Genomic DNA, 12,400 nt, shown 5'->3' on the forward strand with positions numbered 1-12,400 from the left:
ACCGACGAGACCGTCATGCCCACCGAACTCACCGCATAGCCTCAAAGACGAGATCACCTAGTGGCCGTCAATACACCACTCCAGCGGACGTGACCTGCAGGAGCTGCCGCGACGTTCGCCGCCAACGAGACCGCGATCCCCAGCAGAAACGCCAGCCACACGACAGCCCTTGCACGACGCCTCACACTCCGGGGCGAGTTGAGCAACCCGACTGTCGCGAGCAGCAACAATCCATCCACCGACAACGGCCACAACGTCGCGCTCACCGAGTCGGCCCCGCCCTGAAGAGCAAAGGTCCGCTGGTGCACGTACGAGGCATAGGAAGCCACCGACGCCACCACCAGCGCACAGCCACGTCGCACCCACGTCTCAAGACCGGTCCGATCGTGCACGGAGGTGGAGGGAACACCGCGGACCTCAGAAGATGCTTCGCGTGATCTCTCGTTCCACGCCCTCATCGGGGACCCTCCTCGCGGAGGCAGCACAGCGCCTGCTGTACCGCTGCGGTCTCAGAATCGGCCCGCTCGCGCCGAGACCAAGCACGCCTAGACACGCTCGGGCGGGCTGGTGTGGCTCGAGCTGAGTGCACGAGACTACCGTCGCGCCAACTCCCCTCACGGGAGGACTCGTTCAACAACATGTCATGGCGCCAGGCGCCGACGGCGCCCTGCCGCGCGCCCTTCAATGCCTCAACATCGAGTGCCGCCTTCCCTATCAAGTACCCAAAGCGAAACCGTGAGAGTACGCCTCTCCGATCGGCACTCACGACACCAAAGGGAAGGTGAAACGCACCGTCATACCGGATCTCGTCGTCAACACATTTCGTTGCAGTCGCATCGTCCATTTCACGCTCTTCGTATTCGCTCTATCACTCACAGCTCTGCGCACCGATTCAAAGAATGGCCAGGAGGAGGAAGTGAAGAGGAACATTCCTATCTCCGGTGCCTCTGTGAGGCGGAAGCACAGCTTCACATCGGGTTTGGGACCGCTCCCTGATCGAGCTGCCGCCCTCCGATCAGCAAGCGATCCTGGACAACCGCACGGCTCTCCCGTCTGGGCCATCGGGTCCAGGAAAGTCGTCCCATCACAGACATGCGCGGGATCAATGTCGTCGCCGAGGATCAAGCGGGTCACCACGTAGCTCCCTTCATCCAGGAGAATGGGGATACGCTCAGCACTCAACAGCAGCTCACGGTCATTTGCCGACAGCCGCGGGCTTCGTCGTCTGGCGTCGTAGAGGCGAGCAACGGTGACGGCTACGGCTTCGTCCTCCGTCACAAGAAGCCAACCGGGCAACGGCACAGAGAGTGCGGTGGGTTCCGTTGCCCAAAACCGACCGACCACTTCTTCAGCCAATGACGTCTCGGCCACGCCCACTCCCCTCAGAATCGAGATTTGTGGACTCAAGGTTGAGACGGGCTTGGGGACTTGGCCGTGCCGGGATTCTCGTGTAAAGCGAGGAGCGCTGCTCCGCTATGCAGCGCTGAGCGGATCGCGTTCCGGTCCGTGTATGACTCCCACGACCCAACGAACCGGAGCACTCACCGGGAAGACAGTGACGCGTACGCCGAAGTCGAGGAGGATCTCCTTGCGCGCTTGGACGTCCTTGGCCGCGTACCAACGGTCAGCGACTGTCTCGCCAGTTGGCCGTTGGAGCATCCCTGAGGGCCGCTGCGGCTCAAGTTCCAGGTCTGCCAACTCCTGTCCCATGGCTGCGTATTGCTTACGGAACCATTCCTCGTCATCCGGCGAGTCGTACAGACCAGTCTGTCGATCCGCGCGGAGCCTCGCCCTACTGGCCTGCAGCTCGGCGATGCGCTCCAGTACGCCGTTGCCCGGGTCGTAGACCGTCTCGACGATCATGCCGTCGCCGAATGTCGCCAGGAACCAAACCTCCACCACCGCGTCCAGGATGGTCGTCCGGATCAGCGGTGCCGGTCGACAACCCCGCCCGCTCGGCCACCCTTTGTTGCGAGCGGTGCAGACGTAGCGTGCCGGCAGAAGTTCCGACGTATAGGTGTACAGGCGATTGCGACAATTGCCGCAGAGCGCGAGCCCCGTCAGGAGGTGCGGCCGATTCGATCGGCGACCGGGCCGTTTGCGCGCCACGATGGCTTTCTTCAAGGCCTCATGGGTCTGCCGGTCCCAAAGCCCCTCGCACACACGGACGGGCTCGCCACGTTCGTCAAGGACCGGCTTGCCCTTGTGCATCAAGTAGCCCAGGGCCGCCTCTGACATGAGCACGGCCCGCAGACTCGTCTGGTACCAAGGACGGGCTCGCGCCGGGCGCCCGTACATCACCGCCAGATGATCCCTCGGCGATAACTCGCCCTCCCGGTTGAGGCGCGCGGCCTCACTGCTCGGAGTGATGTTCTCTGGGTCCGAAACGATGCGGCGAGCGACGTTGCGAATCACCGCTGCCGCGTGCGGGTGCAGCTCAACGCGGTCGACCTTGCCGCCCATCACGGTCCGCACATGCTGGAATCCGTAGGACGGCTTGTGCTTCGGACGGCCCGCAGCACGCATTTTGACCGTGGTGTGGCGGTTGCGACGCTGGATCGCCCGCAACTCCATCTGGGCACCCCACGCCTCCACCGTGAAACGGTTCTCGTCCACCTGGTCGTCCAGGTCCCACGGGCCGTCGTGGCCGTACGTGGCGAGCAGCTTTCCCTCGTCCCGCATCTTGTAGCCCGTGTTCAGGCAGTCGACGACATTGCGGCCCAGCCGGTCCACGGCAGCCGCGACGAGTCCGTCGTACGGGCCACGCTCGTCACGGAGCCAGGGCCCGAGCCTGGGTCGCGTCATAGGATCGGTGGCGCCTGAGACTTCCCAGTCGTCGGCCCAGCCGATGATGTGGCCGCCGACCGCTTCCGCAGCCGTGAGGACGTCCTCCCGCTGTCGCTCAGGCGACGAGGTGGCCGCCTTCATGCGCGAGAGTCGTCGTACTCCCAGCAGGCACTTTCCGCATCCGTCGTAGGAACGCTCGATCTTGTCCCATCTGGTGGTGGACATCCCCTTCTCCTGTTCCGCACACAAGGTACGGAGAATGGACGGCCACCCCCAGGATGATCTTGCCTACCCCAGGAAGCTCAACCGCACGTGACGGTTGGTATTAGAGATGTTGGTGTCCACCAGACATACCGACTGCCAAGTCCCCAGCTCCAACCGCCCACCCACCACCGGCAACGTCGCGTGCGGTGGCACGAACGCCGGGAGGACGTGGTCGCGGCCGTGGCCCGGGGTGCCGTGGCGGTGTTGCCAGCGGTCGTCGGCCGGCAGGAGGGTGTGCAGGGCGGCGAGGAGGTCGTTGTCGCTGCCGGCGCCCGTTTCGATGATCGCGATTCCGGCCGTGGCGTGCGGGACGAAGAGGTTGAGGAGGCCGTCGCGGTCGGCGGCCACCTCCCTCAGGAACGCCTCGCAGTCGCCCGCGAGGTCGACGACCCGCTCCCTCGAACCCGTGGTGATGTTCAGGACGCGCGTGGTGAAGGCATCTGGCATGCCCCCATCCTGACCCATACGCCCGGCCGGACACGCGAGCGGGCGACCGCCGGTTGATACGAGGGGTCCAGTCCGCGAGACGCCATTGACCGTGGCCCGACGATCTGACTACTTTCGCCGCATGTTGCGTTCAGTTCTGCTCACCACGCGCGGTCACATCGACCTGCTGCGGGTGGCCTCCGCCGCGTGTCGCCGCGGCTGCTGACGCCCTTTTCTCCCCCTCGTTTCTCCGGCTCTCACCTTTCGGCCTTCGTACGCCGCATGCCCGCACGCCCACTGATCCGTACTGATCGACGTTGATCGGCGTCGGTTCAGCCGGTGTGGCGGCACCGAGGCCCGCCCCCACCGGCCGCTCTCCTCCCCGTGGAGTCCCCATGAGCATCAGCCATGCGCCGCCTGACGCCTCCGAACCCGACATATCGCCTATATTCGCAGCGAAGGACAATGTGGTCAGCGGCGGTCCGGGCGCCGACCTCGACCTCGTTCCCATCACCCCCGCCTCCTCCCGACGCACCCGCGTCCCGCGCTGGCTGCGCCGGACCTCCGGACCCGTCCTGTTGCTCGCGCTCTGGCAACTCCTCAGCAGCACGGGCGTGTTGACCTCCGACGTGCTCGCGTCCCCGGGGCGGATCGCGCAGGTCGCCGGGGATCTGATCGGCAACGGTTCGCTGACCTCGGCCATGGGTACCTCGCTCCAACGCGTGGCGTTCGGGCTGCTGTTCGGCACTCTGATCGGCACCGGACTCGCCCTGGTCTCCGGGCTGTTCAGGATCGGCGAGGATCTGGTGGACGCGCCGGTGCAGATGCTGCGGACCGTGCCGTTCGTCGGTCTCATCCCGCTGTTCATCATCTGGTTCGGCATCGGCGAGGCCCCGAAGGTCGCCATCATCACGCTCGGCGTGACCTTCCCGCTCTACCTCAACGTCTACGCCGGCATCCGCGGTGTGGACACCCAACTCATCGAGGCCGGCGAGTCGTTGGGACTGTCCCGGTGGGGACTGGTCCGGCACGTCGTCCTGCCGGGCGCACTACCCGGCGCGCTCACGGGACTGCGCTACTCCCTCGGCATCGCCTGGCTCGCGCTCGTCTTCGCCGAGCAGATCAACGCCGACGCGGGCATCGGCTTCCTCATGGTGCAGGCGCGGGACTTCCTGCAGACCGACGTGATCGTGGTCTGCCTGATCGTCTACGCCTTCCTCGGCCTGCTGGCCGACTTCATCGTCCGCTCCCTCGAAAAGGTGCTGCTGCAATGGCGACCGACGTTCACCGGCCGGTGAGCCCCACCGCCACGCACGCCGTCCAGGTCGAGGGGCTCACCCGCTCCTTCGACGGCCGTGCCGTCATCGACGACCTCCGACTCGACGTCCGGCCGGGCGAGTTCGTCGCCCTGCTCGGTCGCAGCGGCTGCGGCAAGTCCACGCTGCTGCGGATCCTCGCCGGCCTCGACCGTGACATCCAGGGCACGGTCCTGGTGCCGCGCCGCAAGGCCGTCGCCTTCCAGGCGCCGCGCCTGATGCCATGGAAGAAGGTCTGGCGCAACGTGCTGCTGGGACTGCCCGGCAAGGCGACCCGCTCCGTCGCCGAGCAGGCCCTCACCGAGGTCGGCCTGAGCCACCGCTCCGACGCCTGGCCCAAGACCCTCTCCGGCGGCGAGGCCCAACGCGCCTCCCTGGCACGGGCGTTGGTCCGCGAACCCGATCTACTGCTGCTCGACGAGCCGTTCGGCGCGCTCGACGCGCTGACCCGCATCAAGGCCCAGCGACTGGTCGGCGAGTTGTGGCAACGGCGTGGCTGCGCCGTCCTGTTGGTCACGCACGATGTCGAGGAGGCCGTCCTGCTCGCCGACCGCGTCCTGGTGATGGACGACGGCGTCATCGCGTACGAGCAGCGCATCGACCTCGACCGCCCGCGCGACATCACCGACCCCCGGTTCGCCGAACTCCGCGGCGGTCTGCTGGAACGGCTCGGCGTCGACACCGCCGCCGAAGCCGCCTGAACTCCCCCACCGAACAACCCCGTTGCTCCTCTCCACACCCAGATGAACGGAACGGACCCCCATGCGACGTCGCCTCGTCCCCGCCGCACTGCTTCTCCCCTTCGCCCTCCTGCTCACCGCCTGCGGTGGGGACTCGTCCGCCAGCACGGGGACCGACACCGACGGCTCGGGCTCCGTCACGCTCAACGTCGGTGACCAGAAGGGTGGTTCGGAGGCCATCCTGCGGGCCGCCGGGCAGCTCAAGAACCTCAAGTACAAGATCAAGTGGTCCACCTTCACCTCCGGCCCTCCGCTCCTGGAGGCCGTCAACGCCAAGGCCGTCGACATCGGCGGCGTCGGTAACACCCCGCCGGTCTTCGCGGCCGGCGCCGGCTCGAAGATCTCGGTGGTGGCCGCCTGGCACGGCACGTCCGAGGGCGACGCCATCCTCGTACCGCACGGCTCAAAGCTGGCCAGACCCCAGGAGCTGAAGGGGAAGTCGGTCGCGGTGGCGCAGGGTTCGTCCGCGCACTACCAGTTGGTGGCCTCCCTCAAGGCGGCCGGGCTGACGCTGAGCGACGTGAAGGTCAAGTACCTCCAACCCGCCGACGCGCTCGCCGCGTTCACGTCCGGCAAGGTGGACGCGTGGGCAGTGTGGGACCCGTACACCTCTCAGGTACTCCAGGCCAAGCAGGGGCGTGTCCTGACCACCGGGCAGGGCGTGACCAACGGTCTGACCTTCCAGGTGGCGGCGCCGAGCGCGCTGGGGAACAAGGAGAAGGCCGCCGCGATCAAGGATTACCTGGCGCGGCTCGACCGGGCGACCGAGTGGGTCCACAGCCATCAGGAGGAGTGGGCCAAGGTGTGGGCGAAGGACACCGGGCTGCCCTATGAGACGGCGCTGGCCTCGGTGAAGCGCACCAACTCCACGCGGGTGACGGTCGCTGTCGACAAGGGAGTCGTGGCCTCGGAGCAGGAAATCGCGGACACCTTCACCGAGTTGAAGCTCATCCCGAAGAAGGTCGACTTCGCCGACTTCGTGGACACCCGCTACAACGGCGACCTGCCCCCGTCCTCCACTCCGGCCCGTACCTCCGGGGGTTCGTGACATGTCCGTCCATCTGCACTGGTTCCTGCCGACGGGCGGTGACGGCCGTACGCTCGTCGACCGGCACGCCTACGGGTCCAACCAGGCCGGTTCGCCGGTTCGTGGGGTGCGCCCGCCGGACATCGAGTACCTCGCCCAAATCGCCAAGGCCGCCGAGCAGCTGGGCTTCGAGGCGGTACTGACGCCGACCGGCACCTGGTGCGAGGACGCCTGGCTGACGACGGTGGCGCTCGCGCAGCACACCCAACGGCTCAAGTTCCTGGTCGCGTTCAGGCCGGGGCTCATCTCACCGACGCTCGCCGCGCAGATGGCGGCGACCTATCAGCGGGTCACCCGGGGGCGGTTGCTGCTGAACGTCGTCACCGGCGGCGACTCGGCCGAGCAGCGGCGCTTCGGCGACCGGCTCGACCACGACCGGCGGTACGCGCGCACGGACGAGTTCCTGTCGGTCGTACGCGGGGTGTGGCGGGGGCAGCCGTACGACTTCGACGGCGAGCACTACCAGGTGGAGTGCGGGCTCACCGCGCTGCCGCCCGACCCGTTGCCGCAGATCTTCTTCGGCGGGTCGTCACCCGCCGCGGGGCCCGTCGCCGCGCGGCACTCGGACGTCTATCTGACCTGGGGCGAGCCGCCCGCGCAGGTCAAGGAGAAGATCGACTGGATCCGGTCGCTGGCCGAGCGGGAAGGCCGGACCGTGCGCTTCGGGGTGCGGCTGCACACCATCTCGCGCGACTCCTCCGCCGAGGCCTGGGCGACGGCGAACCGGCTGCTCGACGACCTCGACGCGGACACGATCGCCGCCGCGCAGACCGCGCTCGGGCGCAGCGAGTCGGTGGTGCAGCAGCGGATGCTCGCCCTGCACGGCGGCTCGCGCGGTGAGCTGGAGATCCACCCGAACCTGTGGGCCGGGGTGGGTCTGGTGCGTGGTGGCGCGGGGACCGCACTGGTCGGCAGCCATGCCGAGGTGGCCGACCTGATCGAGGAGTACCACGCGCTGGGCGTCGAGCACTTCGTCCTCTCCGGGTATCCGCATCTGGAGGAGGCGTACTGGTTCGGGGAGGGCGTGATCCCCGAGCTGTCGGCGCGCGGGCTGCTGGAGGACACGGTCGTCGGTGGCGCCGCGCCCCTTCTGGTCGCCGGCGGGCGGTGAGCCGGCAGGGCCGACAGGACCGGTACCGCCGGCGGGATTCGATGCGGCAGGGCCACTCACCGGACCGGGAAGATCGGTGGCCCCACCGCCGTTGGTACAAGCGTGAACAACACGCGTGAGGTCGAGGTCGTCGTCGTAGGCGCCGGGCAGGCGGGTCTGTCCAGCGCCTATCACCTGCGCCGCACCGGTTTCGAGCCGGAGCGTGACTTCGTGGTGCTCGACCACGCCCCCGCCCCGGGCGGCGCCTGGCAGTTCCGCTGGCCCTCGCTGACGTACGGCAAGGTGCACGGCATGCACGCGCTGCCGGGCATGGAACTCACGGACGCCGACCCGGCGCGCCCCTCCGCCGAGGTCGTCGCGGAGTACTTCACCGCATACGAGCGCGCCTTCGACCTGCGGGTACGACGTCCCGTGGACGTCCATGCGGTGCGCGAGGGCGTCGGCGGGCGGCTGCTCGTCGAGACCTCGGACGGCACCTGGTCGACGCGGGCGCTGATCAACGCGACCGGCACCTGGGACCGGCCGTTCTGGCCGCGCTACAAGGGCCAAGAGACCTTCCGTGGGCGGCAGTTGCACACCGCGCAGTACCGCGGCCCCGAGGAGTTCGCCGGGCAGCGGGTGATCGTGGTGGGCGGCGGCGCCTCCGGAACCCAGCACCTGCTGGAGCTCGCCCCCTACGCGGCTTCCACGACCTGGGTCACCCGGCGCCCGCCCGTCTTCCGCGAGGGACCCTTCAGCGAGGACGTCGGCCGGTCGGCCGTCGCACTCGTCGAGGAACGCGTGCGGCAGGGGCTGCCGCCGAAGAGTGTCGTGTCGGTGACCGGGCTGCCGCTCAACGACGCGATCCGGCAGGGCATCGACGACGGTGTCCTCGACCGGCAGCCGATGTTCGACCGCATCACGCCCGAGGGCGTGGAGTGGAACGACGGGCGGCGCGTGGCCGCCGACGTGATCCTCTGGGCCACCGGATTCCGCGCCGCCATCGACCACCTGGCACCCCTGCGGCTGCGCGAGGCGGGCGGCGGGATCCGGGTCGACGGCACCCGCGCGGTCGCCGACCCGCGTATCCACCTGGTCGGCTACGGCCCCTCGGCCAGCACCATCGGCGCCAACCGGGCCGGCCGGGCGGCCGTACGGGACATCAGGCGACTGCTGGCCGAATCGCCGAGCGAGCCGACCCTGCGGAGCGAACCCACCAAGCCGGTCGGTTCGGTCGAACCTGCGGAGTCGGCCGCCGCATGACGCCCCGCCCGGTCACCTCGCAGGCTTGGTCTGCGCGCCCGCCCCGCCCTTCTGCTGCGCGTTGAACTCGGCGACATTGCGCTGGTGCTGCGCGAAGTCGGCGGTGAAGCGGGTGTCGCCGGGCTTGACCGTGACGAAGTACAGCCAGTCGCCCGGGGTCGGACTGATGGCCGCGCGCATGGCGTCCTCGCCCGGGTTGTCGATCGGCGTGGGCGGCAGGCCCATGCGCATGTACGAGTTGTAGGGGTTGTCGATCCGCGTGTCGTCGCTGGTCGTACGCAGCGTCGAGCGGTTCAGGGCGTAGTTGAGCGTGGAGTCCATCTGGAGCGGCATCCCCCGCTCCAGCCGGTTGAAGACGACCCGGGCCACCTTGCCCATGTCCGCCTTGGTGGCCGCCTCGGCCTGGACGATGCTCGCGATGGTGACCGCCTGGTAGACGTTCATCGAGTTGCGCTGGGCGCCCGCCGCGATGGGCGCCCCGTTGAACTTCTTGTTGGCCGTGTCGACCATGTACGACAGCAGGGACTCCGGAGTCGCCTTCTCGGCCAGCGGGTACGTCGCCGGGAAGAGATAGCCCTCGGGGTTGCCCTCCGCGTCGTTCGGCAGCTTGAGGTTCGCCTTGGCGAGGGACTTCTTGGCGCTGCCCGGCGGCAGGGTGAGGGCCTTGTCGACGGCGTCGTAGATCTGGCCGGCCCGCCAGCCCTCCGGGATGACCAGCGCGGTGGGCTTGTCCGGCTCCCCTTCGCTGTCCAGGCTCAGCAGCGGCACCGCCACGGCGGTGCCGGCCACGACGGCGCCGGTCGCGATGAGGACGAGCCGGCCCCTGCGCGTCAGTCGAATCGTTCTCCGTGGCGGAGTGTTGAGGTACATGCGGGCACGTTAACCCGCATATCGTCACAAACCCGGCATATTTTCAGCTTGTCGGTTCCAGTTGGGCATCCCGGCGTACGAGGGCCGCGTAGCGCCCGTCCTGTTCCAGCAGCTCCTCGTGCGTACCCCGCTCCGCCACGTGTCCGGAGTCGAGGACCACGATCTGGTCGGCGTCGCGGACGGTGGACAGGCGGTGCGCGATGGTGAGCGTCGTGCGGTTGGCCGACAGTGCGTCGATGGCCTCCTGCACGGCGTGTTCGGTGCGGGTGTCCAGGGCGCTGGTCGCCTCGTCGAGGATCAGCACCGGCGGGTCGCGCAGGATCGTGCGGGCGATGGCCAGGCGCTGCTTCTCGCCGCCGGAGAACCGGTGGCCGCGCTCGCCGACGACGGTGTCGTACCCGTCGGGCAGGCCCGCGATGTGCTCGTGGATCTGGGCCGCCCGGGCCGCCGCGTACAGCTCCTCGTCGGTGGCGTCCGGCTTCGCGAAGCGCAGGTTGTCGGCGACCGTCGCGTGGAAGAGGTACGTCTCCTGGGAGACGACGCCGACCGCGCGCGCGAGGGTGTCGAAGTCGAGGTCGCGCACGTCGACCCCGTCGAGGGTGACCCGGCCGCCCGTCACGTCGTACAGCCGCGGGACGAGATAGCCGAGCGTCGACTTTCCGGCGCCCGTCGGGCCGACGACCGCGAGGCTGCTTCCCGCGGGGACCGTGACGTCGATGGCGTCGAGGATCGGGGCGCCCTTGTCGTCGTAACGGAACTCGACGTTCTCGAAGGCGACCTCGCCCTTGACGCGGTCGAGGTGGACGGGGTTGTCGCGTTCGGTGATGTCGATCGGCAGGTCGAGGTACTCGAAGATGCGCTGGAAGAGCGCGAGCGAGGTCTGGATCTGGACGCCGGTGGCCAGCAGGCTCACGGCCGGGCGGAACAGGCCCTGCTGGAGCGAGACGAAGGCCACGATGGTGCCGATGGAGATGTCCGGGCCGCCCGATTGCAGGGCGAGACCGGCCGTCCAGTAGATGACCGCCGGCATCGCGGCCATGACGATCGTGATGACGGCCATGCGCCAGCGGCCGGCCATGTTCGAGCGGACCTCGAGGTCGACCAGGCCCTCGGACTCCTCCGAGAAGGCGCGGGTCAGCGAGTCGGAGCGGCCCATCGTGCGGCCGAGCAGGATGCCGCTGACCGACAGCGACTCGGTGACGGTCGCGGCCATCGCGGCCATCTGCTTCTGGCGCTGGGTGGTGATCTTCTTGCGTTCGTTGCCGACGCGGCGGCTGATCCACACGAAGAACGGGAGCAGGACCAGCGAGACGGCGGTCAGTCGCCAGTCGAGGGCGACCATCGCGATGATCGTGGCGACCACGCTGGTCAGGTTGGAGACCAGGGACGTGGCCGTGGAGGTCACGGTGGCCTGCATACCGCCGATGTCGTTGGCGATGCGGGACTGCACCTCGCCGGTGCGGGTGCGGGTGAAGAAGGCGAGCGACATGCGCTGAAGGCGGCCGTAGACCGCGGTGCGCAGGTCGTGCATGACGCGCTGGCCGACCGTCGTGGAGATGAGGGTCTGCAGCACACCGAAGACGCTGGTGAGGACGGCACTCAGGATCATGCCCAGGGCGAGCAGGCTGAGCAGCCCGGTGCGGCCCTGGGGGATGGCCACGTCCAGCGTTTCCTTGAGCAGGAACGGGGTGGCCACGGTGGCCACGGACGCCGCGCCGACCAGTACGCCGACGACGGCGAGCCGGGCTCGGTAGGGCTTGAAGAGTCGGAGGATTCGGCGCACCTGCCGGGGTTCGTCGGTCGAGGTGCCGGGGGCGGGGGTCCAGTTGATGTCGTCTCGGGGCATGGCTCCTACGGAGGGTGAGGTGGTGCGGACTGACGGAGCTTAGCTCATTGTTACCTATGCTCACAATGAACTTCATCCTGATATTGTTCCCGCATGACCACGCCAGATTCCGACGGCCTGCTCGCGGAGCAGTTGCTGCGGTTCACCCGCCGTGTGCACCGCATCCAGAAGCGGCACATCGAGCTGGCGGGACTGGGCGTCACCCCCGCTCAGTCCCGGCTGCTGCGCACGCTGTCGCACTGGGGCTCGCCACCGCGCATGGCGGATCTCGCCGAGCGCCTGGAGGTGGTCCCTCGGGCCGTGACAACCCTGGTGGACGGGCTTGAGGCGAACGGCAAGGTGCGCCGGGTCCCCGATCCGACCAACCGCCGGGTGATCCGGATCGAGCTGACGGACGACGGCCGCGAGGCGCTGCGCGGCCTGCACAGGTCACGCAGGTCGGCGGCCGAGGAGATCCTGGGGCCCCTCACGGGCGAGCAGCGGGAGGTGTTCGGCACGTTGCTGGACACGTTGCTGGACGGGGGCCTGGTGGACGGGACCCTCACTGAGGGGACGTCCGGCGTCCACGAGAAGCACGGGCACGCCTGCTGAACAAGACGGATCGGGCCGTGTGGCGCAGCACCGTACGACTGGAGCGGCGGCCCACCGCCCCAGAGGGGGTACCCGCCGGGTAAGCCCGCCGCCGGAGCCCGGTGCGTTACCGCCGGGGCA

General features: G+C 68.6%; 13 protein-coding genes. 7 read left to right on the forward strand and 6 right to left on the reverse strand.

Annotation, left to right across the window (positions count from 1 at the left end):
- Nucleotides 1-53: 53 nt before the first annotated feature.
- The 4 genes from ACIP6U_RS48510 to ACIP6U_RS48525 all read right to left on the reverse strand — a co-directional run bounded on the left by ACIP6U_RS48510 (nt 54) and on the right by ACIP6U_RS48525 (nt 3,498).
- Nucleotides 54-458, reverse strand: coding sequence for a DUF2637 domain-containing protein (locus ACIP6U_RS48510; RefSeq protein ID WP_401729947.1), 405 nt, complete (start codon nt 456-458; stop codon nt 54-56).
- 304 nt (nt 459-762) lie between these two features.
- Nucleotides 763-1,371 carry a hypothetical protein gene (locus ACIP6U_RS48515; protein WP_401729948.1) on the reverse strand — a complete coding sequence of 203 codons (609 nt, stop codon included), beginning with the start codon at nt 1,369-1,371 and terminating at the stop codon, nt 763-765.
- Nucleotides 1,372-1,473: 102 nt separating this feature from the next.
- The gene (locus ACIP6U_RS48520; RefSeq protein ID WP_401729950.1) at nt 1,474-3,012 is read right to left on the reverse strand and encodes a recombinase family protein; all 1,539 of its coding nucleotides are present in this window, start codon (nt 3,010-3,012) and stop codon (nt 1,474-1,476) included.
- Nucleotides 3,013-3,075: 63 nt separating this feature from the next.
- Complete coding sequence (locus tag ACIP6U_RS48525) at nt 3,076-3,498, reverse strand: YjbQ family protein (RefSeq protein ID WP_401729952.1); 423 nt, start codon at nt 3,496-3,498, stop codon at nt 3,076-3,078.
- 121 nt (nt 3,499-3,619) lie between these two features.
- Here ACIP6U_RS48525 and ACIP6U_RS48530 point away from each other — a divergent pair, with 121 nt between their 5' ends.
- The 6 genes from ACIP6U_RS48530 to ACIP6U_RS48555 all read left to right on the forward strand — a co-directional run bounded on the left by ACIP6U_RS48530 (nt 3,620) and on the right by ACIP6U_RS48555 (nt 8,973).
- A complete protein-coding gene (locus ACIP6U_RS48530) occupies nt 3,620-3,703 on the forward strand; it encodes a putative leader peptide (protein WP_350495123.1) in 84 nt (27 codons plus the stop codon).
- A 169-nt stretch (nt 3,704-3,872) separates the two neighbouring features.
- Nucleotides 3,873-4,775 carry an ABC transporter permease gene (locus ACIP6U_RS48535; RefSeq protein ID WP_401729953.1) on the forward strand — a complete coding sequence of 301 codons (903 nt, stop codon included), beginning with the start codon at nt 3,873-3,875 and terminating at the stop codon, nt 4,773-4,775.
- On the forward strand, nt 4,748-5,494 hold the full coding sequence (locus tag ACIP6U_RS48540) for an ABC transporter ATP-binding protein (protein ID WP_401729954.1): 747 nt from the start codon (nt 4,748-4,750) through the stop codon (nt 5,492-5,494). Before ACIP6U_RS48535 ends, ACIP6U_RS48540 begins: the two co-directional genes overlap by 28 nt.
- A 61-nt stretch (nt 5,495-5,555) precedes the next feature.
- Nucleotides 5,556-6,581: an ABC transporter substrate-binding protein gene (locus ACIP6U_RS48545; protein ID WP_401729955.1), complete on the forward strand. Its 1,026-nt coding sequence runs from the start codon at nt 5,556-5,558 to the stop codon at nt 6,579-6,581.
- 1 nt (nt 6,582) lies between these two features.
- Nucleotides 6,583-7,731, forward strand: coding sequence for an LLM class flavin-dependent oxidoreductase (locus ACIP6U_RS48550; protein WP_401729957.1), 1,149 nt, complete (start codon nt 6,583-6,585; stop codon nt 7,729-7,731).
- A 102-nt stretch (nt 7,732-7,833) separates the two neighbouring features.
- The gene (locus ACIP6U_RS48555; protein ID WP_401729959.1) at nt 7,834-8,973 is read left to right on the forward strand and encodes an NAD(P)-binding domain-containing protein; all 1,140 of its coding nucleotides are present in this window, start codon (nt 7,834-7,836) and stop codon (nt 8,971-8,973) included.
- Between the two features lie 12 nt (nt 8,974-8,985).
- On the opposite strand, the gene mltG is transcribed toward ACIP6U_RS48555, so the two are convergent.
- Nucleotides 8,986-9,843 (reverse strand): endolytic transglycosylase MltG, encoded by an 858-nt coding sequence (mltG, locus tag ACIP6U_RS48560; protein ID WP_401729962.1) that lies wholly within the window; start codon nt 9,841-9,843, stop codon nt 8,986-8,988.
- Nucleotides 9,844-9,886: 43 nt separating this feature from the next.
- A complete protein-coding gene (locus ACIP6U_RS48565) occupies nt 9,887-11,689 on the reverse strand; it encodes an ABC transporter ATP-binding protein (protein ID WP_401729963.1) in 1,803 nt (600 codons plus the stop codon).
- A 93-nt stretch (nt 11,690-11,782) separates the two neighbouring features.
- Here ACIP6U_RS48565 and ACIP6U_RS48570 point away from each other — a divergent pair, with 93 nt between their 5' ends.
- Nucleotides 11,783-12,280 carry a MarR family winged helix-turn-helix transcriptional regulator gene (locus ACIP6U_RS48570; RefSeq protein WP_401729965.1) on the forward strand — a complete coding sequence of 166 codons (498 nt, stop codon included), beginning with the start codon at nt 11,783-11,785 and terminating at the stop codon, nt 12,278-12,280.
- Nucleotides 12,281-12,400: the final 120 nt, after the last annotated feature.

Origin of the sequence: Streptomyces sp. NPDC088794, assembly GCF_044750545.1 — a bacterium.
In the GTDB taxonomy this organism is placed as follows: Bacteria; Actinomycetota; Actinomycetes; order Streptomycetales; family Streptomycetaceae; genus Streptomyces.

Coding starts and splice junctions, on each gene's coding strand:
- ACIP6U_RS48550 (WP_401729957.1), top strand. CDS start 6,583: ATGTCCGTCCATCTGCACTGGTTCCTGCCGACGGGCGGTGACGGCCGT.
- ACIP6U_RS48565 (WP_401729963.1), bottom strand. CDS start 11,689: ATGCCCCGAGACGACATCAACTGGACCCCCGCCCCCGGCACCTCGACC.
- ACIP6U_RS48530 (WP_350495123.1), top strand. CDS start 3,620: ATGTTGCGTTCAGTTCTGCTCACCACGCGCGGTCACATCGACCTGCTG.
- ACIP6U_RS48540 (WP_401729954.1), top strand. CDS start 4,748: ATGGCGACCGACGTTCACCGGCCGGTGAGCCCCACCGCCACGCACGCC.
- ACIP6U_RS48510 (WP_401729947.1), bottom strand. CDS start 458: ATGAGGGCGTGGAACGAGAGATCACGCGAAGCATCTTCTGAGGTCCGC.
- ACIP6U_RS48520 (WP_401729950.1), bottom strand. CDS start 3,012: ATGTCCACCACCAGATGGGACAAGATCGAGCGTTCCTACGACGGATGC.
- ACIP6U_RS48525 (WP_401729952.1), bottom strand. CDS start 3,498: ATGCCAGATGCCTTCACCACGCGCGTCCTGAACATCACCACGGGTTCG.
- ACIP6U_RS48545 (WP_401729955.1), top strand. CDS start 5,556: ATGCGACGTCGCCTCGTCCCCGCCGCACTGCTTCTCCCCTTCGCCCTC.
- ACIP6U_RS48570 (WP_401729965.1), top strand. CDS start 11,783: ATGACCACGCCAGATTCCGACGGCCTGCTCGCGGAGCAGTTGCTGCGG.
- mltG (WP_401729962.1), bottom strand. CDS start 9,843: ATGTACCTCAACACTCCGCCACGGAGAACGATTCGACTGACGCGCAGG.
- ACIP6U_RS48535 (WP_401729953.1), top strand. CDS start 3,873: ATGAGCATCAGCCATGCGCCGCCTGACGCCTCCGAACCCGACATATCG.